Source organism: Microlunatus phosphovorus NM-1 (assembly GCF_000270245.1).
Classification (GTDB): Bacteria; Actinomycetota; Actinomycetes; order Propionibacteriales; family Propionibacteriaceae; genus Microlunatus; species Microlunatus phosphovorus.
In genome coordinates this window covers 1,835,213-1,857,031 of the sequence record NC_015635.1, presented here as the reverse complement: position 1 = coordinate 1,857,031, position 21,819 = coordinate 1,835,213, and the positions used below count along the sequence as shown (strand labels likewise).

The 21,819-nt window shown below is 66.4% G+C and carries 20 protein-coding genes and 1 rRNA gene; 3 read left to right on the top strand and 18 right to left on the bottom strand.

Annotated elements, in window-relative coordinates:
• Positions 1–279: 279 nt before the first annotated feature.
• The 10 genes from MLP_RS08400 to argC form a co-directional block, all read right to left on the bottom strand.
• Positions 280–1,798, bottom strand: a 16S ribosomal RNA gene (locus MLP_RS08400).
• Positions 1,799–2,570: 772 nt separating this feature from the next.
• On the bottom strand, positions 2,571–3,839 hold the full coding sequence (gene tyrS / locus MLP_RS08395) for a tyrosine--tRNA ligase (RefSeq protein WP_013862625.1): 1,269 nt from the start codon (positions 3,837–3,839) through the stop codon (positions 2,571–2,573).
• A 42-nt stretch (positions 3,840–3,881) separates the two neighbouring features.
• Positions 3,882–5,399 carry an argininosuccinate lyase gene (gene argH, locus MLP_RS08390; protein ID WP_013862624.1) on the bottom strand — a complete coding sequence of 506 codons (1,518 nt, stop codon included), beginning with the start codon at positions 5,397–5,399 and terminating at the stop codon, positions 3,882–3,884.
• A gap of 73 nt (positions 5,400–5,472) precedes the next feature.
• The gene (locus tag MLP_RS08385; RefSeq protein WP_013862623.1) at positions 5,473–6,000 is read right to left on the bottom strand and encodes an arginine repressor; all 528 of its coding nucleotides are present in this window, start codon (positions 5,998–6,000) and stop codon (positions 5,473–5,475) included.
• A gap of 10 nt (positions 6,001–6,010) precedes the next feature.
• Positions 6,011–6,946, bottom strand: coding sequence for an ornithine carbamoyltransferase (argF, locus tag MLP_RS08380; protein WP_013862622.1), 936 nt, complete (start codon positions 6,944–6,946; stop codon positions 6,011–6,013).
• A gap of 18 nt (positions 6,947–6,964) precedes the next feature.
• Positions 6,965–8,209, bottom strand: a complete 1,245-nt coding sequence (locus MLP_RS08375; RefSeq protein ID WP_013862621.1) for an acetylornithine transaminase — start codon at positions 8,207–8,209, stop codon at positions 6,965–6,967.
• Positions 8,206–9,270: an acetylglutamate kinase gene (gene argB, locus MLP_RS08370; protein ID WP_013862620.1), complete on the bottom strand. Its 1,065-nt coding sequence runs from the start codon at positions 9,268–9,270 to the stop codon at positions 8,206–8,208. Before argB ends, MLP_RS08375 begins: the two co-directional genes overlap by 4 nt.
• A 52-nt stretch (positions 9,271–9,322) precedes the next feature.
• Positions 9,323–10,489 (bottom strand): bifunctional glutamate N-acetyltransferase/amino-acid acetyltransferase ArgJ, encoded by a 1,167-nt coding sequence (argJ, locus tag MLP_RS08365; RefSeq protein ID WP_013862619.1) that lies wholly within the window; start codon positions 10,487–10,489, stop codon positions 9,323–9,325.
• Positions 10,490–10,491: 2 nt separating this feature from the next.
• Positions 10,492–10,908 (bottom strand): ACT domain-containing protein, encoded by a 417-nt coding sequence (locus MLP_RS08360; RefSeq protein WP_013862618.1) that lies wholly within the window; start codon positions 10,906–10,908, stop codon positions 10,492–10,494.
• Positions 10,905–11,945, bottom strand: a complete 1,041-nt coding sequence (gene argC, locus MLP_RS08355) for an N-acetyl-gamma-glutamyl-phosphate reductase (protein WP_013862617.1) — start codon at positions 11,943–11,945, stop codon at positions 10,905–10,907. Before argC ends, MLP_RS08360 begins: the two co-directional genes overlap by 4 nt.
• 74 nt (positions 11,946–12,019) lie before the next feature.
• On the opposite strand from argC, the gene MLP_RS08350 reads away from it, so the two are divergent.
• Together MLP_RS08350 and MLP_RS08340 are read left to right on the top strand one after the other, a co-directional pair.
• The gene (locus MLP_RS08350) at positions 12,020–12,625 is read left to right on the top strand and encodes a DEAD/DEAH box helicase family protein (protein WP_013862616.1); all 606 of its coding nucleotides are present in this window, start codon (positions 12,020–12,022) and stop codon (positions 12,623–12,625) included.
• Positions 12,626–13,151: 526 nt separating this feature from the next.
• Entirely contained in the window at positions 13,152–13,370 is a 219-nt protein-coding gene (locus MLP_RS08340) for a PLDc N-terminal domain-containing protein (RefSeq protein WP_013862614.1), read from the top strand.
• A 9-nt stretch (positions 13,371–13,379) separates the two neighbouring features.
• Here the strand turns inward: MLP_RS08340 and pheT are convergent, their stop codons facing one another.
• The 7 genes from pheT to MLP_RS08300 all read right to left on the bottom strand — a co-directional run bounded on the left by pheT (position 13,380) and on the right by MLP_RS08300 (position 20,706).
• Positions 13,380–15,902, bottom strand: coding sequence for a phenylalanine--tRNA ligase subunit beta (pheT, locus tag MLP_RS08335; RefSeq protein WP_013862613.1), 2,523 nt, complete (start codon positions 15,900–15,902; stop codon positions 13,380–13,382).
• On the bottom strand, positions 15,899–17,008 hold the full coding sequence (gene pheS, locus MLP_RS08330; protein WP_013862612.1) for a phenylalanine--tRNA ligase subunit alpha: 1,110 nt from the start codon (positions 17,006–17,008) through the stop codon (positions 15,899–15,901). Before pheS ends, pheT begins: the two co-directional genes overlap by 4 nt.
• 570 nt (positions 17,009–17,578) lie before the next feature.
• Positions 17,579–18,361 (bottom strand): TrmH family RNA methyltransferase, encoded by a 783-nt coding sequence (locus MLP_RS08320; RefSeq protein WP_407939011.1) that lies wholly within the window; start codon positions 18,359–18,361, stop codon positions 17,579–17,581.
• Between the two features lie 106 nt (positions 18,362–18,467).
• Positions 18,468–18,851, bottom strand: coding sequence for a 50S ribosomal protein L20 (rplT, locus tag MLP_RS08315; protein WP_013862609.1), 384 nt, complete (start codon positions 18,849–18,851; stop codon positions 18,468–18,470).
• 49 nt (positions 18,852–18,900) lie between these two features.
• Positions 18,901–19,095 carry a 50S ribosomal protein L35 gene (gene rpmI / locus MLP_RS08310; RefSeq protein WP_013862608.1) on the bottom strand — a complete coding sequence of 65 codons (195 nt, stop codon included), beginning with the start codon at positions 19,093–19,095 and terminating at the stop codon, positions 18,901–18,903.
• Positions 19,096–19,185: 90 nt separating this feature from the next.
• Complete coding sequence (infC, locus tag MLP_RS08305) at positions 19,186–19,962, bottom strand: translation initiation factor IF-3 (RefSeq protein WP_083843754.1); 777 nt, start codon at positions 19,960–19,962, stop codon at positions 19,186–19,188.
• Between the two features lie 207 nt (positions 19,963–20,169).
• Positions 20,170–20,706, bottom strand: a complete 537-nt coding sequence (locus MLP_RS08300; RefSeq protein WP_013862606.1) for an SseB family protein — start codon at positions 20,704–20,706, stop codon at positions 20,170–20,172.
• Positions 20,707–20,794: 88 nt separating this feature from the next.
• Between MLP_RS08300 and MLP_RS08295 the strand changes: the two genes are divergently transcribed.
• The gene (locus MLP_RS08295; RefSeq protein ID WP_013862605.1) at positions 20,795–21,286 is read left to right on the top strand and encodes a hypothetical protein; all 492 of its coding nucleotides are present in this window, start codon (positions 20,795–20,797) and stop codon (positions 21,284–21,286) included.
• Between the two features lie 60 nt (positions 21,287–21,346).
• Here the strand turns inward: MLP_RS08295 and MLP_RS08290 are convergent, their stop codons facing one another.
• Positions 21,347–21,817, bottom strand: coding sequence for a PH domain-containing protein (locus MLP_RS08290; protein ID WP_013862604.1), 471 nt, complete (start codon positions 21,815–21,817; stop codon positions 21,347–21,349).
• Positions 21,818–21,819 lie beyond the last annotated feature (2 nt).

The window sequence follows — 21,819 nt, the reverse complement described above, 5'->3', positions numbered from 1 at the left end:
CATACGGGCGGTAACTCGAGCCGGCATCTGGTTCGCAGATGTCGGTCATCGGTCCGCGTGAAGTCCCCAGTGTTGCCACCGAAGCTTCAGGACCCAACAGCGTGCTCGGGCCGTTGCCATCACATATCGAGGTTCCATACCCTTAACGGGTCGTACTGACGAGATGAGTTGTGCATCGGCTTAATGGTCAATGTTCCACATTCCAGAGCTGCTTGGCGCCAAGACATTCGCTTGGCAAACCTCGCTGGACAGAATCGAGTCTGTCGTGATGCTCCTTAGAAAGGAGGTGATCCAGCCGCACCTTCCGGTACGGCTACCTTGTTACGACTTAGTCCTAATCGCCAGTCCCACCTTCGACGGCTCCCTCCAAAAGGTTGGGCCACCGGCTTCGGGTGTTACCGACTTTCATGACTTGACGGGCGGTGTGTACAAGGCCCGGGAACGTATTCACCGCAGCGTTGCTGATCTGCGATTACTAGCGACTCCGACTTCATGGGGTCGAGTTGCAGACCCCAATCCGAACTGAGACTGGCTTTTTGGGATTCGCTCAACCTTGCGGTATTGCAGCCCTTTGTACCAGCCATTGTAGCATGCGTGAAGCCCTGGACTTAAGGGGCATGATGACTTGACGTCATCCCCACCTTCCTCCGAGTTGACCCCGGCAGTCTCCTATGAGTCCCCGGCATTACCCGCTGGCAACATAGGACGAGGGTTGCGCTCGTTGCGGGACTTAACCCAACATCTCACGACACGAGCTGACGACAGCCATGCACCACCTGTATACCGACCTTGCGGGGGCTACATCTCTGCAGCTTTCCGGCATATGTCAAACCCAGGTAAGGTTCTTCGCGTTGCATCGAATTAATCCGCATGCTCCGCCGCTTGTGCGGGCCCCCGTCAATTCCTTTGAGTTTTAGCCTTGCGGCCGTACTCCCCAGGCGGGGCACTTAATGCGTTAGCTACGGCACGGAACTCGTGGAATGAGTCCCACACCTAGTGCCCACCGTTTACGGCGTGGACTACCAGGGTATCTAAGCCTGTTTGCTCCCCACGCTTTCGCTTCTCAGCGTCAGGAAATGCCCAGAGAACCGCCTTCGCCACTGGTGTTCCTCCTGATATCTGCGCATTCCACCGCTCCACCAGGAATTCCATTCTCCCCTGCATTCCTCTAGTTTGCCCGTATCGGAAGCAGGCTCAGGGTTGAGCCCTGAGTTTTCACTTCCGACGTGACAAACCGCCTACAAGCCCTTTACGCCCAATAATTCCGGACAACGCTCGGACCCTACGTATCACCGCGGCTGCTGGCACGTAGTTGGCCGGTCCTTCTTCTGCTCCTACCGTCACTTGCGCTTCGTCGGAGCTGAAAGCGGTTTACAACCCGAAGGCCGTCATCCCGCACGCGGCGTTGCTGCATCAGGCTTTCGCCCATTGTGCAATATTCCCCACTGCTGCCTCCCGTAGGAGTCTGGGCCGTATCTCAGTCCCAGTGTGGCCGGTCGCCCTCTCAGGCCGGCTACCCGTCGAAGCCTTGGTGAGCCGTTACCTCACCAACTAGCTGATAGGCCGCGAGCCCATCCTTGACCGCCAGAACTTTCCACCTCAGCAGATGTCGGCCGAGGTCGTATCCGGTATTAGCAGCTGTTTCCAACTGTTATCCCAGAGTCAAGGGTAGGTTGCTCACGTGTTACTCACCCGTTCGCCACTGATCAAAAGAGCAAGCTCTTCTGAACCGTTCGACTTGCATGTGTTAAGCACGCCGCCAGCGTTCGTCCTGAGCCAGGATCAAACTCTCCGTTGAAAAATATCGACTCCCGCTTTGCAGCAGGCTTTGTCGTCTCAACTAGTTCGATCGCTGACCAGATCCATGCTGGATCTTGTCAATCAATCTCAAAGAAATCCGAACTCAAACTTCAACCAACACGCCCTCGACTCTCGCCGCAGAAGTGTTGTCAATGTTGATGCCTGAGCACGGGGTTTTTAGTGCATATTTGGCATTGACTTTTAAGCACGCTGTTGAGTTCTCAAGTTTCGGGTGCACACCGCGCGTTTGTCTTATCGACTCCCGCTTGGGGCTTACTCGACTTACTTTATTCGGTCTGACACTCGGAGTCAAATCCGAGTTTTTGACCTTTTCGGCCACTTTTGATCGATTTCGCTTTCACGATTTCGGAATCATTTGCGACCGTTCTTACTTTATCAGTTCCGCACCCGGAGTCAAATCCGAGTTTGGTTCTGAATGGCTTTCCCGTGCTTCCTCTTTACTCAAGATTCCGCATCCGGGGCAACCTGACCAACTCTACCAGGTTCTTGCTCGCTGTCAAACCCTGCGATCTCGATCCTGGCCCCGTCCACATCTGACGTCCCTCGTCCCCGTCGTCGTGTTTCAGAGCGCGCGAGACCGAAAGTCGGTTGGTGTGGTTTGGGTTCCTGTCAGGTCGGCCGCTGCCTGGAGTCTCCCCCTTGCCGCGTCCTGCACCCCTCAAGGCTCAGAGAACATTACGCCCCCGCCGGAGCCGCGTCAAATCGCTGCGCTGTGACCGTCCTCACGGTCAAGGGGCGCCCTCGTACGGCTATCCCCGGAGCAGCGAGACGGCCCCGACGGTGCGCTTCCCACGGCGCGTGATGGCGTACCTGTCGTGCAGCAGGTCGGTCTCGGCAAGTCGTGCGTCCGGGTCATTCACCCGGACGTTGTTCACGTACGCACCGCCCTCGTTGATCGCCCGGCGTGCGGCGGACTTGCTGGCCACCACGCCACTCGCGGCGAGCACGTCGACGACAGTCGGCAGCTCGGCCCCCACTTCCAGCGATGGACCGTTCAACTCGGCCACGACACTCGCCACGGTCGGCTCCGACAAGCCGGCCAGGTCGGAGCGGCCGAACAGGGCGGCTGCTGCGGCAACCGCCGCATCCCGTTCGGCCGGCGAGTGCACCAATGCGGTGATGTCGTCGGCCAGCGCCCGCTGCGCAGCCCGCAGATGCGGGGCCGCTGCGGTCTTTCGAGCCAGCTCCTCGATCTCGTCCCGGGGCCGCTCGCTGAACACCTTCAGGTATTCGATCACCTTGGCGTCCTCGGCGTTCAGAAAGAACTGGTGGAACGCGTACGGGGAGGTCATCTCCGGATCCAGCCACACGGTCCCGGACTCGGTCTTGCCGAATTTGGTGCCGTCCGCCTTCGTCAGCAGCGGGGTGGCGAGCGCATGCACATGGCCACCGTCGGCGCGCCTCACCAGCTCCACGCCGGCGGTGATGTTGCCCCACTGATCGCTGCCGCCGAACTGGAGCGTGCAGCCGTACGCGCGGTGTAGCTCCAGGTAGTCCAGCGACTGCAGCAAGACGTAGGAGAACTCGGTGTAGGAGATGCCCTCCTCCAGCCTCGCCTTCACCACCTCACGAGCGAGCATCCGGTTGACCGGGAAGTGCTTGCCGATGTCGCGGAGGAAGTCGAGCACCGACAGCCCCGACGTCCAGTCCAGGTTGTTCACCAACCGTGCCGCGCTGGGTCCCTCGAAGTCCACGAAAAGGGAGACCTGGCGCTGGATCCGCGCCACCCAACCCGCGACCGTCTCCTTGCTGTTCAGCACCCGCTCGGCGGTCTCCTTCGGGTCGCCGATCAGTCCGGTCGATCCGCCGACCAGGATCAGCGGACGGTGTCCGGCTCGCTGCAGTGCCCGGGCGACCATCAGCTGGACGAGGTTGCCCATGTGCAGGCTCGGTGCGGTCGGATCGAAACCCACATAGAAGGTGACAGGTCCCGTCTCGAGGTGCTCGGCCAGCGCGGCCTCGTCGGTGGAGTTGGCCATCAGGCCACGCCACTTCAGCTCATCGAAGACGTCACTCACTGCGTCCTGCCATCCCTTCGGGGTTCGGGTCCGGGCCTGACCCTACTGGTCGTAGACCTCCGACGACCAGAAGTATTCCGGCGGCGCGACCGCAGCCTCGGCTACTGCTGTGCTTCCGGCGATCGGGGTGGTCAACCAGGTCGTCAGCTCGTCGAATCTCTCCAACACCTCGTTGAGCTGCTCCTCGACTCGAACCGTCGCGGTGCCGCCGCGGCCGTCCCGGCTGTCGATCGAACCGCGTACGGTCAGCACCTCCAAGACGGCCGGCTGCAGTGAAGCGGAGATCTCCGGCAGTTGTTCGGGGGTCAGCTCGGACAGCTCGATGCCGTGCTGCTCGCAGAAGCGGACGGCAGCGCCGGCGATGTCGTGGGCTTCGGCGAACGGAACGCGCTGTCGGACCAGCCAATCCGCAACATCGGTCGCCAGCGAGAACCCGCGCGGAGCCAGCTCGGCCAATCTTTGGGTGTCGAAGGTGAGCGTGCCGATCAGCCCAGCCATCGCCGGGGTCAGGACGAGCAGCTGGTCGACGGAGTCGAAGACCGGCTCCTTGTCCTCCTGCAGATCCCGGTTGTACGCGAGCGGGAGCCCCTTCAACGTCGCCAGCAGACCCGACAGATTGCCGATCAGTCGGCCGGCCTTGCCGCGGGCCAGCTCGGCCACATCCGGGTTCTTCTTCTGCGGCATGATCGACGACCCCGTCGACCAGGCGTCGGCGAGCTTCACGAAGCCGAACTCGTGCGTCGACCAGAGGATGATCTCCTCCCCGATCCGCGACAGATCGACCGCGATCTGCGCCAGCACGAAGCAGGCTTCGGCGACCAGGTCACGGGCGGCTGTCCCGTCGATCGAATTGGCCGTGCTGCTCTCGAAGCCGAGCAGCCCGGCGACATAGCGGGGGTCCAATCCCAGCGAGGTGCCGGCCAACGCGGCGGAGCCGTACGGGCTGATCGCCAACCGGCGATCCAGATCACGGACCCGGTCGGTGTCACGCAGCAGCGGCCAGGCGTGGGCGAGCAGCTGATGCGACAGCAGCACCGGCTGCGCGTGCTGCAGATGCGTACGCCCTGGCATCGGCGCACCCAGATGCGTCCGCGCTTGTTCGTACAAGGCCTCCACGACGTTCTGCACCTCGGTGGCGACATCGCGCAGAGCTTGGCGCAGGTAGAGCCGGATCAACGTGGCGATCTGATCGTTGCGGGACCTGCCGGCGCGCAACCGACCGCCGAGCTCCGTACCGACGCGTTCGATCAGGCCACGCTCGAGCGCGCCATGGACATCCTCGTCGGTCGGCGCCGCGACGAACGCACCGGAGACGACATCGGCCTCCAGGGCGTCCAGCCCGGCGATCATGCCGTCGAGCTCGTCGTCGGTCAGCAGGTTCGCGCGATGCAGCGCTCGTGCATGAGCCCGGGAGCCGGCCAGGTCATAGCGAGCGAGTCGCCAGTCGAACTGGGTCGACTGACTGAGCGCGAACATCGCCTCCGCCGGCCCACCCGCAAACCGGCCGCCCCATAGCCGGCCCTCATGCTCGCCGCTGTCGGTGGGCGTCGTATCGGTCACAGTTGTCTCCTCTCCTCGCGGATTTTCCGGTGTTCTGTCCACGTCTGAGGTGGACAGGACGCCGGAAATCCAGTCAGACGGTATCGGTGCGGCGGGCGCCCTGGCTCAGTTCCAGGAAGCGGGCGGCGATGGCGTCACCACCGGCCGGGTCACGGGTGATCAGCAGGATGGTGTCATCACCGGCGATGGTGCCCAGGATGGAGTCCCACGACACGCGATCGATGGCGGAGGCAAAATACTGCGCGGCGCCCGGCGGGGTGCGCAGCACGACCAGGTTCGCTGATGCCTCCGCCGATACCAGCACCTCACTGCACAACCGGGCCAGCCGGCTCTCGAACGTCGCGAACTCCCCCGCTTGGGGGCTGCGATCACCACCGTCGCCGGGCACCGCGTACACCAGGTGACCGTCGTTGCCCCGAACCCGCAGCGCGCCGATCTCGACCAGGTCACGCGACAGCGTGCCCTGGGTGACCTGCAACTGCTCGGTCGCCAGCAGCTCGGCCAGCTCGGATTGCGACCGGACCTGCTGCTGCTCCAGGATCGCGATGATCCGCGCCTGACGCGCAGTCTTGGTGATCGGCGCTCGCCCAGTCGAGGTCATGTGCGTCGCCTCACCACTCGACCTCCACACCGCGAGCCGCCGCGTCGAGAAACACGAGCACCGCCTTCTGCACGTGACGCCGGTTCTCGGCCTCGTCCCACACGACCGACTGCGGTCCGTCGATCACTTCCGCGGCGACCTCTTTGCCCCGGTACGCGGGCAGACAGTGCAGGAAGATCGCCTCCGGGTCGGCGTGCGACATCAGCTCGGTGGTGACGCCGTACGGCACGAAGACCGACTCGCGTCCACTGCTCTGCTGACCCATCGACACCCAGGTGTCGGTGGCCACGGCCTGACAGCCGGTGACTGCCTCGGCGATCGACTCGGTCACGGTGACGCTGCCGCCGGTCCGGGCCGCGATGACCCCGGCCCGCGCGATGACCTCGGGATCCGGGTGGAAACCGGCCGGAGCGCCGATCCGGACGTGCATCCCAGCGGTGGCACAGCCGAGCAGATAGGAGTGCGCCATGTTGTTGGCACCGTCACCGAGATAGGCGAAGCTCACCCCGGCCAGCCGACCGAGTCGCTCCTGGATCGTCAGCAGATCGGCGAGGATCTGGCAGGGGTGATAGCTGTCGGTCAGCGCGTTGATGGTCGGCACCCGGGAGAACTCCGCCATCTCCTCCAGCCTCGACTGGGCGAAGGTGCGCCAGACGATCGCGACCGACTGCCGACCCAGCACCCGCGCCACGTCGGCCACCGACTCACGCTCGCCGATGCCGGCCAGCCGTCCGTCGACGATCATCGGATAGCCGCCCAGCTCGGCGATCCCGGCGGCGAACGAGCTCTGGGTACGCAGCGTCGGCTTGTCGAACATGACCGCGACGCATCGTGGACCCGCAAGTGGCTTGAGCGCGTAAGGATCCTCCTTCAGCTTCGCCGCTATCGCCAGGATCTGCGCCTGCTCATCAGGACTCAGGTCATCGTCGGCCAAGAAATGTCTCATGGTCCTCTTTCGCGGTCGTCAGGCAGTGGGTCGGGGCTGGACCCGGTCCAGCAGCTCCGGGAGCGTCGCAGTGAAACTGTCCAACTGCTCGGCCGTGATGATCAAGGGCGGCGCCAGCCGGAGCACATCTGGACGCGGTGCGTTGATGATGAGGCCGGCATCGAGCGCGGCATCGGCCACCTGCGGAGCCACCGGCTCGGCCAGCGTGATGCCCCGCAACAGTCCGCGTCCACGTACCCCGGTGATCAGCGGATGATCGAGGGCCGTGACGGTTTCGACCAGGTGGTCGCCCAACAGTCTTGCCTGCTCGAGCAGCCCGTCGCGCTCGATCACCGCAATCACCGCCAGCCCGGCAATGGCGGCCACGGGGTTGCCGCCGAAGGTGCTGCCGTGGCTGCCAGGACCGAGCAAGCCGGCGGCCCGGCCGAGTGCCAGGCAGGCCCCGATCGGGAAGCCGTTGCCGAGCCCTTTGGCGAGCGTCACCACATCGGCGCTGACTCCGAGATCGGTGTGCACCAACCAACTGCCGGTCCGCCCCATCCCGGTCTGCACCTCGTCGAGCCACAGCAGCGCATCGTGCTGGTCGCAGATCGAGCGGGCTCTGGCCAGATAGCCATCTGGTGGCACGACGATGCCGTTCTCGCCCTGGATCGGCTCCAGCACCACGGCGGCGGTGTCGTCGTCGACAGCGGCGGCCAGGGCCTCGCTGTCGCCGTACGGAACGAAGATCACCTCTCCGGGCAGGGGCGCGAAGGGCTCGCGGTACTTGGGGTTGTGGGTGATCGACAAGGCGCCCATCGTCCGGCCGTGGAAGGAGCCCTCGGCGGCGACGATCTTGGTCCGGCCGGTGGCCCGGGTGAGCTTGAACGCGGCCTCGTTGGCCTCGGTGCCGGAGTTGGTGAAGAACACCTTCGCCTCGCCCTGGGCACCCACCATGGCGGTGAGCCGCTCGGCCAACGCCACCTGGGCCGGGGTGGCGAAGAAGTTGGAGACGTGGCCGAGCGTCGACAGCTGGCTGGTGATCGCCGACAGCACCGCCGGGTGGGCGTGACCGAGTGCAGTGACCGCGAGCCCGGACAGCAGATCGAGATGCCTGCGACCATCGGCGTCCCAGACGTACGCGCCCTCACCTCGGACAAAGACCCGCTTCGGCGTACCGAAGGTGTTCATCAGCGAGCGCTGATAGTGCTCCAGCACGATCGTCGAGCCACCGGCCTGCGAGCCGGCCAACTCCTGGCTGGTCAGCGCATCGAGTGCGCTCATGTGTTGTCCCCTGACTCTGCCGTCGTCGGATGATTCGGTGTCGGATGCCCTGTTGGATGCGTCGGATGCTCTGTTGGATAGAGCGGCAGCTCCCCGAACTCCCCATTGGCCAGCTCGTGGGGCGGGATGCCCTCGGCGGCGGAGAACACCCGGCTGCCGAGCCGGATGAGTCCGTCCTGGGTGACCATGGTGCCGATACCGGCGTTGGTGAAGATCTCCAGCAGCAGCGCGTGCGGCACCCGGCCGTCGGTCACGGTGGCGCGGGTCAGTCCGCCCTCGACGGCTCGCAGGCAGGCCTCCATCTTGGGGATCATGCCGGATTCCAACGTCGGCATCAGTTCCCGCAGCTCGGAGGCCGACAGCTCCTTGATGATCGAGTCGCTGTTCGGCCAGTCGGCGTACAGACCTTCGACGTCGGTGAGCACCACCAGCCGCTCGGCTCCCAGCGCCACCGCTAGTGCCGCGGCTGCGGTGTCGGCGTTGACGTTGTGCACCGCACCGTGGATGTCGGGCGCGATGCTGGCCACGACCGGGATCCGGCCCGCACCGATCAGTCCCTCGATGGCCTCGGTGTTGACCGCGACCACGTCACCGACCAAGCCGAGGTCGACTTCTTCACCGTCGATGACCGTGCCTCGGCGCTCGGCCACGAACAGCCCGCCGTCCTCACCGGACATGCCGACAGCGAGGCTGCTGTGCCGGTTGATCAACCCGACGAGCTCGCGGCCGACCTGACCGACGAGCACCATCCGGACGACCTCCATCGCCTCGGGGCTGGTGACCCGCAAGCCCCCGCGGAACTCCGAGGTGATGTTGAGCCGCTTGAGCATCTGGGAGATCTGCGGGCCGCCGCCGTGCACGACGACCGGGTGTACGCCACAGCGCTTCATGAACACGATGTCGGTGGCGAAGGCGCGCTTCAACTCGTCGTCGACCATGGCGTTGCCGCCGTATTTGATCACCACGATCTTGCCGGCGTACGTCTCCAGCCAGGGCAGTGCCTCGGTCAGGATGGACGCCTTCTCCACCAGGGAGAGGTTCTGGGGCTGACGCGTGATCATGTACCCACCTCGCCGGTGCGGCCGGCACTCACTGCGTTCGTACTGATGATCATCATGTGGAGTACTCGGCGTTCTCTCGGACGTAGTCATAGGTCAGATCGGTGGTCCAGATCGTCGCCCGCCGATCACCGGCGTGCAGGTCGACCACCACCGACACCTGGCGGTCGTGCAGGTCGACCAGCTCGCGCGGTTCGCCGATGCCGCCGGCCCGACAGATCTGTACGCCGTTGAACGAGACGTCGAGCTCATCCGGCTCGAAGACCGCGGCGGTGGTGCCGACCGCGGACAGCACCCGGCCCCAGTTCGGGTCGTTGCCGAAGACGGCGCACTTGAACAGGTTGTTGCGGGCGATGCTCTTGCCCACCTCGATCGCGTCGGCCGTCGAGGCGGCGTTGACCACGTCGATGGTGATGGTGTGGCTGGAGCCCTCGGCGTCGGCCACCAGTTGCAGCGCGAGGTCCAGGCAGACCTCGGTGATGGCTGACACCAGGTCGCTCGGGGCCGGCGAGATGCCGGAGGCCCCGCTGCTCAGCAGCAGCACCGTGTCATTGGTGGACATGCAGCCGTCGCTGTCGACCCGGTCGAAGCTCACTTCGGTTGCCGCCGCCAACTGATCATGGAGGCGGGAGGAATCGGCCACCGCATCGGTGGTGAGCACCACGAGCATGGTGGCCAGACCGGGGGCCAGCATGGCGGCACCCTTCGCCATCCCACCGACGGACCAGCCGTCGCGGATCGCCACCGACTGTTTGGCGACCGTGTCGGTGGTCATGATCGCCTCCGCCGCCAGCGCGCCGCCATCGGTGGACAGCCCGCGTACCAGGTCAGGGATCGCCACGCTGATCTTGTCCATCGGTAGCCGGACGCCGATCAGACCGGTCGAGCAGACCCCGACATCGATCGGGCCCACGTCGTGACCGGCTGTCTGGAGCGCGGTCGCGACCTGCTCGGCGGTGGCGTGAGTGTCGGCAAACCCTTCGGGCCCGGTGCAGGCGTTCGCGCCGCCAGAGTTCAGGATCACCGCCTGCAGCGCACCGTCGACGAGCACCTGACGAGACCACTGGACCGGCGCGGCGCAGACCCGGTTGCTGGTGAACACCCCGGCCGCCGCCTTGTGCGGGCCGTGGTTGAGCACCAGCGCCAGATCGGGCTTGCCGCTGGGCTTGAGCCCGGCTGTCAGCCCGTGGGCGGAGAATCCTCTCGGATGCGTGACTCCCACGATCAGTCCTCTTCCATCTCGACGGTGTGGCCGGCGTTGTCCCAGACCTCGATCGCGTATCCGGCTTGGGCGACGGGCACCAGGATCCAGTCCGTATCGAAGGTGGACTGCGCCAGGATGGAGATGCCGGCCTCCGCCAGCGGTGCGGTGAGCCCGGCCAGCACGCCGATCAGTGAATGATCCAGGGGACCGTCGATGCTGAACGCCGCGAATGGTCCGACTGCGGTCACGGTGCCGGGCAGAGCCTCGTACGCGCAGACGATCGACAGCTCGTCCTCGGTGCGAGTGACACTCCAGAACGGGGTCTCGTGGTCGTCGTCCAGGGCCCAGCGCGGTACGGAGTCGTGCGCCGGCAGTTGCGCCATCCCGACCTCGATCGCATGCCGGGTCAGCTGCCAGGAAACGGGTGACGCACTCATGGCGCGACTCCCACCAGCGGCAGCCCGGTTGCCTCAGGGAGTCCCAGCGCGATGTTCATGCACTGCACGGCGCCGCCGGCGGTGCCCTTGGTCAGGTTGTCCAAGGCGGCGACGGCAATCAGCCGGCCGGCGGCCTGGTCGACGGCCACCTGGACGTGCACGGTGTTCGCGCCAAGCGTGGCCTGGGTCTGCGGCCATTGGCCCGACGGCAGCAGGTGGACGAACGGCTCGTCGGCGTACGCGTCGGCATAGGCCTGGTACGCCTGATCAGTGGTCAGCGAGGGGTCGCTGAGCGGCGTCGTACAGGTCGCCAGGATGCCGCGCGACATCGGCACCAGCACCGGGGTGAAGGAGATGACCGGTGCGGCGGCCCCGCAGTGGGCGAGGTTCTGGGCGATCTCGGGCGTGTGCCGGTGCACGCCGCCGACCCCGTACGCGCTCGCGGAACCCATCAACTCGGCGCCCAGCAGGTGCGGCTTCAGCGACTTCCCGGCCCCGGACGGGCCACTGGCGGCCACGATCACGACATCGTCGGCCGTGGTCAGCCCGGCGGTCACCGCCGGCAACAACGCCAGCGTCGCCGTGGTCGGATAGCAACCGGGAACCGCGATCCGCCGTGCCCCGGCGAGCTTCTCCCGCTGCCCCGGCAGCTCCGGCAGACCGTACGGCCAGCTGCCCGCGTGCTCGCTGCCATAGAACTGCTGCCACGCAGCCGGATCAGTGAGCCGGAAATCGGCGCCGCAGTCGATGATCACGCTGTCCGAGCCGAGCTGCTCGGCCACCTGGGCTGAGGCACCGTGCGGCAGCGCCAGGAAGACGACATCGTGACCGGCCAGCGTCTCGGCCGAGGTCGGCGCCACCACCCGGTCGGCCAACGGGACCAGGTGCGGTTGCAGCTCGCCTAGGCGACGGCCAGCACTCGCGTTCGCCGTCACTGACCCGATCTCGATCTCCGGGTGCGCCAGCAGCAGCCTGAGCAGCTCACCACCCGCGTACCCGGTGGCACCCGCCACCGCTACCCCCATCGACACCTGCATGAATATGCCATTGATGACAAAGTTATGCAAACACCTTGGGTGGATGAGTGTGTTGCTCCTGACAAGATGCTCACATGCAGCTTCTGCTGATCGTCGGGCCGCCTGCGGTCGGGAAGATGTCCGTGGGACGACGGATAGCCGAACGTAGCGACTTCCGGCTATTCCACAACCACCATACGATCGAGCCGCTCGTCGAGGTGTTCGGCTACGGAACACCGCCGTTCAACATCTTGAACAGCGAGTTTCGCCGCCGGGTGGTCGAGGAGGCGGCAACCCACGGCATCGACCTCATCTTCACCTATGTCTGGGACCTGGAGGATCCAGCGGACACCGAGGCCGTCAGGCAGCTGGTGACGCCCTATCTCGGCAATCGCGGGCAGCTTGCCGTTGTCGAGCTCTGTGCCGATCTCGAAGAAAGACTCGTCCGGAACCGTGGCGAGAGTCGGCTGGCCGCCAAACCGACGAAGCGGGACCTCGCGTGGTCCGAGGCGAACGTACGGACGCTCGAGGGCCTGGTCCTCAACACAGATCCGTCCGGGATGCGTTCGACTCCGGCTGACTCCTTCCTCGCCCTCCATCCGCATCTTCGCCTGGATACCAACGAGCTGTCCGAGGACGACGCCGCAACTGCCATCCTCGCTTGGTTGGCGGACCTGCAGCGAGAGGATCTTGACCCCTGATTCGGCTGCGATCTGGCCAAGGCAGGATTGGTCGACGTCCGCCGCCGCAGATGAAGCAGCTAAAACTCGCCACTCGATTCAGCGAGTCCGGGGTCATTTCGTCGAATGGCGAGTTCCGGTTGTTTCACGGCCGCGTCGTGAAGCTACCGATACTCGCCTCTCGATGAAGGGCGCGAGATCGAGTGGCGACTTCTGGCTGCTTCCCCCGCTGTGCAGCGAGGACCCGCCGCCCCCCGTTCGAGGTGGCCGGGCTGGTGGTATGGCACCTCGAGGGCTGGCGGGACCGCCGCGGCCGCCACACAGCGCAAAGCGTCTTCCGCCATTCGACGGCTTCCACAGCCCAGATCGACGCGGACCACACCGTTTCCCAACCCAAGTCGGCTTCCACAGCCCGGAGCGCCGTGAACCGCACCCCTTTCCGACTCATCTCGGGTTCCGGCATCCGGGCCGTCTCCAGGCTCAGTCAGGCCGTCGACGCCGTGCGCATGCCTGATTCAACTGCTATCTGGCCGGGCAAGATGGACGCATGACTACCAACAAGAAGTGGAAAGACCTGACGCCGGCCCAGCAGGCCGGAGTCGGTCTGCTGGGCGTCGTCCAGATCGGACTGCTGATCGCGGCGCAAGTCGACCTCAGCAAGCGCCGGGCGGATCAGGTCAACGGCCCGAAAACACTCTGGCGACTGCTGAGCTTCGTCAACTTCCTCGGACCGTTGACCTACTTTGCCGTCGGACGCCGCCGCTGACCCTCCGAGTCAGAGAACTCGCGGCTCGGCACCGACCTCGGCCACCGCGACCGCCACGGCAGCGTCCCGGGCGGCACCGCTCTCGGCGTCGGTGAGCGTACGGTCAGGGGCGCGGAAGCGCAGCGCGAAGGCCAGAGACTTCCGCCCCTCGCCCACCTGCGAGCCGGTGTAGATGTCGAACAGCTGGATCGACTCCAACAGCGGCCCCGCGCCGCTGCGCAGCGCAGCCTCGACCGCTGCCGCAGGCACGTCGGAGCCGACGATCAACGCCACGTCTTCCTTGGCTACCGGATAGGACGAGATCGCCGTGACACTCCCCCGTGGTGGGGCGGCAGCCAGCAGCGCGGACAGGTCGATCTCGGCCGCTGCCGTCCGCTCGGGCAGCCCGAAGGCCGCGATCGCGGTCGGGTGCAGCTCACCGGCGTAGCCGAGCACCACCCCATCAACGGTCGAGATCTCCGCGCATCGACCCGGGTGCCACGGAGCCTGCTCAGCGGCCCGGCGTACCAGCGTCACCCCGAGCGCTCGCGCCGCGACTTCGGCCGCCGCAATCGCCTGCTGCCAGCCGGCGGCCTGCGCCGGACCCTGCCAGCCGGCAGGGAGCCAGTTGCCGGTCACAACCGCAGCCAGGTGTTTCGGCTGCTCGCCGAGCGCCGCCTGCATGGCGGCGAACTCGTCGTCACTGGGCCGATGGGACACCGACGGACGTGGCGCTGATGCCACGGACTCGGCGGCATAGAACACCGAACCGGTCTCGAACAACGCCAGATCGTCGTTGCCGCGACTCCGGTTGCGGGCGACGGCGGCGAACAGTCCGGGCAACACGCTGGTCCGTAAATAAGGCGAGGTCTCGGCCAGCGGATTGGCGATCCGGTTCAGCAGCCGCCGCCGATCATCGGCCGGTACGCCCAGCTTGTCCAGGTCCTCAACGGAGGCGAACGGGAAGCTGAGCACCTCGACGAAGCCGGCCGCCACGACCGCGGCGGTGACCGCACGCCGGCCCTTCTGCGCCGGCGTCAACCCGCGACCTACGGGAGCCCGCGGCACGGTCGGCTCGATCGTGTCATAGCCGATCAGCCGTCCGACCTCCTCGACGTAGTCGTACGGATCGGTCAGATCGGGCCGCCAGCTCGGCGGCGTGATCGTCAACTCTTCCCCCTCGGCCACGACCGAGGCACCGACCGCCTCGAGTAGCTCGATCACGGTGTCGGGGGCAACCTCCGTGCCCAGGATCCGTCCCGGCAGGTCGGCGGCGATCGTGGTCGAGCCACTCGCCGGCACCTCGCCGACGACCGTCTCGGCCGACTCGATGGTGCCACCGGCCAGCATGACGAGCAGCTCCGCGACGCGATGTGCTGCCGCGTACGCCGCCGCCGGGTCGACTCCACGCTCGAATCGCCGCGACGCCTCCGAGCTCAGCTTGTGGCGACGAGAGGTTCGGGCGATCGTCATCGCATCGAAGTGGGCGGCCTCGATCACCACGTTGGTGGTGTTCGGGTTGATCTCGGTGGTGGCGCCGCCCATCACACCGGCCAGGCCGATCGGCCCGCTGCCGTCGGTGATCAGCAGGTCCTCGGGGTCGAGATCGCGGACCACATCATCCAAGGTGGTGAGCTTCTCCCCCGGTTCGGCCCGACGGACCACGATCGGACCGTCCAGCAGATCGGCGTCGTAGGCATGGATCGGCTGCCCGGTCTCCAGCATCACGTAGTTGGTGATGTCGACGGTCAGTGAGATGGACCGCATCCCGGCCAGCTGCACCCGGCGGGCCAGCCAGCGTGGGCTGGGCCGGGACGGATCGATGCCGGTCACAGTGACCGCGGTGAAGAGCGGGCAGGCAGCTGACTTGCTGTGGACGGGGTAGCCGTCGACCCGCGGGGTTGGCGTGGTCAGCCAGACCGGGTCGGTGAACGCCACGCCGGTGGCCTGCGCCGACTCCCGTGCCAGTCCGCGCAGCGAGAGACAGTAGCCGCGGTCCGGGGTGACGGCGATGTCCAACACCTCATCTCGCAGGTGCAGCACGGTCACCGCATCGGCGCCGGACACCGGTTCCACGCCTCCCTCGGCATCGGGATGCAGCACCATGATCCCGGCGTGGTCGTCGCCGAGTCCGAGCTCGCGCGCCGAACAGATCATCCCGTCCGAGATGTGCCCGTACGTCTTCCGCGCCGCGATCGCGAAGCCACCCGGCAACACCGCACCCGGCAGTGACACGACCACCAAGTCACCGACGGCGAAGTTGTGCGCCCCGCAGACGATCCCCCGGGAGGCTGGCAGGTCACCTTCGGCCGGGTCATTGTGCTCCGGACCGACATCGACCCGGCACCAACGGATGGTCTTGCCGTTCTTCTGCGGCTCGTCGACGTAACTCAGCACTCGTCCGACCACGAGCGGACCGGTCACATCGGCGCCCGCCTGCTCGACGGTCTCGACCTCCAGACCGGCGCGGATCAACTCCTCGGCCAGACCGCGACCGTCGATATCGGCAGGCAGCGCGGCGTAGTCGCGCAGCCAGCGCAGCGGCGCCCTCATCGGGCCAGCCCCTGCAGTGAGCGGCTGTAGCGGACGTCTCCCTCGATCATGTCGCGCATGTCCTCGGCATCGTTACGGAACATCAAAGTGCGGTCCACGCCCATCCCGAACGCGAACCCGGAGTAGACGGATGAATCCACTCCGCAGGCCTCGAGGACCCGGGGGTTGACGACTCCGCAGCCGCCCCATTCGATCCAACCCTCGCTCCGGCAGGTCCGGCAGGGCTGATCCGGATTGCCCACCGAGGAGCCGTGGCACACGAAGCACTGCAGATCGACCTCGGCCGACGGCTCGGTGAACGGGAAGTAGTTGGGCCGCATCCGGGTCCGGGTATCACCGAACATCGCACGGGCGAAATGGTCCAGCGTGCCGCGCAGGTCGCCCAGAGTGATGCCCTTGTCCACGACCAGGCCCTCGATCTGGTGGAACACCGGCAGATGGGTCGCGTCGTACTCGTCGGCTCGATAGACCTTGCCCGGGCACACGACATAGACCGGCAGCTCGCGGTCGAGCAGCGCCCGGGCCTGCACAGGCGACGTATGGGTACGCAGCACCACTCCACTGTCCGGCTCACCGACGAACAGGGTGTCCTGCATGGTCCGGGCCGGATGATCGGGGATGAAGTTGAGGGCGTCGAAGTTGAGCCACTCGGCCTCCATCTCCGGACCTTCGGCGACCTCCCAGCCCATCGCGACGAAGACATCGATCATCTGGTCCATCAACGCGGTGATCGGATGGATCGCACCCTCGGGTCCGAGGTCGACCGGCAGCGTGACATCGACCCGCTCATCGATCAGCCGGTTGGCCAATTCGACCTCGGCAATCTCGGCCTCGCGAGCCTTCAACGCGGCGTTGATCTGGCCGCGGGCTTGCCCGATCCGGCGGCCGGCATCCTTGCGCGCTTGTGGTGGCAGCGAACCGATCTCCCGGTTCGCCAGCGCGATCGGCGACTTGTCGCCGGCGTGGGCCAGCCGGGCGGCCTTGAGCTCGGCCAGCGAAGTCGCCGCCGCAAACGCGGCCAGCGCCTCGGCGACGGCCGCCTCGACGTGGTCGGCGTCCAACGGAGTGACCTGGACTGGGTCGTAGCTCGTGTTCGGGCCGGACATGGCTCCTGCTTCGTACGGGGTCTGGTTCGCGGTGCCGGTGCTCGCCCGGCGCCCGGGACAGTCTAGGAGGAACAGCTTCGGTGAGTCCGCTCCTTTACCCCGCGCGGGACCGGTTCCGTCACCGAACCGGCAGGACCGGGACTGGAATGCTGACCTCGACCCGTGACAAGTGAGTGGCTCAATGATGGAATCTCGGCGTGTTGGACGTCTCCACCGTGTTGAGCCGCACGCTTGTCACCCTTCCCCCGCCACATTCCGCGCCGCCTCACGACTACCATGAGGCCTTCAAGCGAAGCGTCCCTCAGAGATCGAGAGGGGAGGACGCAGATGTCCAGCATGACCTGGCCAGATCATCTGCTCTCCCTGGACGAATGGGCCGAGCTCTCGGTGGAGGAAGACCGTCACTGTGGACTGGTCGAGCCGGGATCGCCTCCTACTGGATCGTCGACCTGGATACCACCACGGTCACCGTCTTCGAGAACACGAGCGGTGTGTACAGCATCCACAGCGACGGCCCGACCGCTCACGTGACCAGGCCCACGTCACTTCACATCGACCTTCCCGCACTGCTCACCCGCCGGTAGCTCGTTGGGCCGTGGCGCTCGCATAGAGCAGCACTGCGGCCGCGGTGGAGAGATTCAGGCTCTCAGCTCGGCCATAGATCGGCAGGGCGACCAGTCGGTCCAGCAGGGCGACGTGCTCGGCGGGCAGGCCCCACGCCTCGTTGCCGAACACCCAGAGCGTGGGTGCGGCGAGCTCACCAGCGGTCGCCAGATCGTCGACGGTGCAGTCAGCCGCACCGTCGGCGCCGAACACGGCCAACCCGGCGTCGCGGGCCATCGTGGCAGCCTCGGCGAGATCGACACCGACAGAGAGGGGCAAGTGGAAGATGCTGCCCGTGCTGGCCCGGACGGTCTTGGGGTTGTAGAGGTCGACCGACTCGGTCGAGATGAGCACGGCGTCGGCCCCGAAGGCGTCCGCGCAGCGGATCACGGTGCCGAGGTTGCCGGGGTCGCGGATCTGGTCACAGAGCACAACCAGTCGGGCGTCGGCGATCAGGGCGTGTTCCAGCGGCACGTCGACGGTGCGGCAGATCGCCAGGATGCCTTGTGGAGTCACAGTGTCGCTGAGCTCGCCGATGGTCTTGGCGGTCGCCGTCGCCACCGGCACGTTCGCCCGTGCGGCGATATTCAGCAGGTCTTGATGTGCGTCAACGGCGGTTTCGCCGACCAGCACTCGGCGTACGACCCCGTCAGCGGCGAGCGCCTCGGAGACCGCCTGGCGGCCCTCCGCCAAGAACTCGCCGAGGGCGAGCCGGTCCTTGCGGCGTAGCAGGCGACGAGCCGACCGCAGCGCCCCTGCCGAAGCAGGAGGCGGTGCGATCGGCTCGTCGAAACTGAGTTCGAGACGCGAGCTGTAGGCGCCCGAGTCGGATCCGGTCAGTATCGGTCCGGGAGCGTCAGGCAGCCGACGCGGCGGCGGCCGGGGCCGGCTGATGGGCCTTGGCGACCTCGACCAATGCGGCGAACGCCTTCGGGTCGGTGACGGCGAGGTCGGCGAGGATCTTGCGGTCGACCTCGACCTCAGCGGTCTTCAGCCCGGAGATGAACCGGTTGTAGGTCATCCCCTCGGCGCGGACTGCGGCGTTGATCCGCTGAATCCACAGCTTGCGGAAGTCGCCCTTCTTGGCGCGGCGGTCACGGTAGGCGTAGACGCCGGAGTGAGTGATCTGCTCCTTGGCCTTGCGGTACAGCCGGGAGCGCTGGCCCCGGTAACCGGACGCCTGCTCGAGGACCTCCCGACGCTTCTTCTGGGCATTGACTGAGCGCTTGACGCGAGCCATGCGAGTTACTCCTTGATATCAGTGATGGCGGTGGTGGGGTGAGGGCGCTCTAGAGGCCCAGCAGCTTGCGGGCCTTGGCCGCGTCGCCCGGCGCAAGCACCTTGTCGCCGGCCAGCCGACGGGTGCGGGTGCTCGGCTTGTGCTCGTTCAGGTGCATCTTGCCCGCCTTGCGGTGCATGAGCTTGCCCGAACCGGTCACCTTGAACCGCTTCTTCGCACCGGAGTGCGTCTTCATCTTCGGCATGGCTGCCGCTCGCTTTCTTCGTCAGTCGGCCCGTCTGCGCGGTGGCGCCCACGGGGTCATACGGGTCTTGCGTGAACTTGGTTCCCGACCTCAGAGATCGACGTCGGGATCCAGATTGTCGGCGGGTCCCCGCCGCCGGCGCGGAGCCTGCTCCGCAGCGGCCTGGATCCGCCTGGCTTCCTGCTCGGTGCGCTCTGCCTCGGCGTCGGCGGCCCGCTCCGCAGCCCGGCGATCACGCTCCGCGCGTACGTCGGCGCGTGCCTCGGTCTTCTTCTTCAGCGGTCCGAGCACCATCAACATGTTGCGGCCGTCCTGCTTCGGTGCGGACTCGACGAAGCCGAACTCGTCCACGTCCTGGGCCAGCTTGCGCAACAGGTTGTAGCCCAGCTCAGGACGCGACTGCTCCCGGCCACGGAACATGATCGTGATCTTGACCTTGTCACCGGCCTTGAGGAAGCGCACGACGTGACCCTTCTTGGTCTCGTAGTCGTGGCTGTCGATCTTGGGCCGGAGCTTCATCTCCTTGATCACGGTGTTCGTCTGGTTGCGGCGACTCTCGCGGGCCTTCTGGGCGTTCTCGTACTTGAACTTGCCGTAGTCCATGAGCTTGGCGACCGGCGGCCGGGCCATGGGTGCGACCTCGACGAGGTCGAGCTCGGCCTCACGCGCCAGGCGCAGAGCGTCATCGATGCGTACGATCCCCACCTGCTCGCCGGCTGGGCCGACGAGACGGACCTCGGGGACGCGAATGCGGTCGTTGATCCGCGGTTCAGTGCTGCTGATTGGTCCTCCATGTGCGTTCTTGTGGCGAAGAGGATCCTTCGCCGTCGGGGGCGATCGGTCCGGCTTGGCTGCTGGAGCCGCCATGCCCGGAAACCGCGAAAGGTCTCCGCGCAACGCGGAGACCCTGATTGAGCAGGCACGCGAACCCCGTAGGGCCACGGCCGCTGGACCGACCCGACCACAAGCTCTGGTGAGCTGTCGTGCGGGTGGGAGATCAGGTCTCCACTTGGCGGATCCGGCAGTGCTGCCGAATCGGTCGCAAGCCAGGTTAGCACCCCCAGCCCAAGGCGGTCACATCCCGGCGGGCATGGCCCAGCCGAAGCCGTCACCGAGATCGACCAGCCGGTGCCCCTGGGCCAACGCGGCCAACACCTCGCCATCGATGACCAACGGGTATGGCCCGCCGACATCGATCAAGACCGCCACCGCGCTCTCTGCCATGGCGGTCTCGGCGACCTTGTCGAGCGTGACCGGTACGGGACGGGCCCGCGGATCCCAGGACTGCAGCGCGTCCAGCCCGGTGAACCCGAGCAACGCCTTGCCTCCGTCGGCACGCTGCATCATCACCACCGCCATCTCGGCCTCCTTGTCCGAGGTCAGTCCGCCGGTGGTGGTGCCCAGCCGCGTGGCCGTGGCGACGACCGGGACCAGCACCCGGTCACCGCACAGAACCGCGACCGCACGCAGATAGTCCTCCGGACTGTGGCTGGCGGCGAATCGGGCCAGGGCCCGACGCACATCCTGCTGCGCCACTCCGTCGTCACCGGGGAACGGCGACGGCGCCAGGGTGCGCTCGTGGCCGCCGGGGTGTCGGGGATCAGCAGGCATCGGACCACCGTAAGAGCTTGGCGACCACGGGGCAACATGGGTGGTTATCCCCATCGTGAGGTCTGCCGGGCTGCGGCAGACTGGAAAGATGCCTGCCTCGGACCTCGTCCTCCTCCCGCTCTGCATCGGTATCGCCCTGATCGGCGTCGTCATCGCCGGGCTCGCCTGGCGCAAAGGCGAGCGCGGCCGGGTCGTCCAGGGAGCCGCGCTCGCAGTGGCGCCAGTGGGGCTCTACTTCACCGGATTGCTGCGTCTGGTGTGGGACGCCGCGGTGGCCGTCGTCGGCTGGGCCACCAGCATCATCTTCAGTCCGACGATGTGGTTCGGCATCTCCTTGCTCGGCCTGTGCGTGGTGTTGTGGGTGGTCGGCGGGATGCTGACTCGCCGGTCGGCGGCCAAGAACCCGGTGACCGCAGGCTCGACCAAGCCGGCCGTCACGAGCGGGCGTACGGCGCGGGGTTCGGCTCCGGCGGTCGCAACTCCGGCCACCAAGCCGGCCAAGGGCAAGGCAGCCGCAGCCGAGATCGATCCCGAACTGGCCGAGATCGAGGCGATCCTGAAGAACCGCGGCATCAACTGACCGGTGGGACTTCTGTCGAGCTATCCGCAACCATTGACGGTAGCTCGACAGAAGTTTGGGCTAGCCGGCGGCGTTAGCGCGGCGATTGAGTTCGCCGATCGCGTCGAGGGCGTACTGGCCGTCACCGGTCTGGATCCCCATCAGCATCCGATGCTCCAGGTCGGCCGGCTCGTCGACCGGGCGGTCCAGCGGCACCAGCAACACCTGGGCCCAGGCGTCACCGGGTCGCAGCACCACCCGGCTCACCTGTGACCAGGGGTAGCGATGCCGGCTCAGTCCGTTGCGAAAATACAGTGCGTCGGGCTCAGCGCGTACGACGCCGCTACCGACGATCAGCAGCGCACCAACGAAGAAGACCAGGATGCCCAGCAGCGTCATCGCCTGGGACAGCGTGAACTGTGCCTTCAGATTGGCCGGCAGCGCCACCCAGAACAACCCGCTGAGCAACACCAGCGAGACAGAGGCCACCAAGACCAGGACCCGCAACCGGGTCGAGCGGTAGACGATCGTGCGATCAGCTGACTCGGTCATCA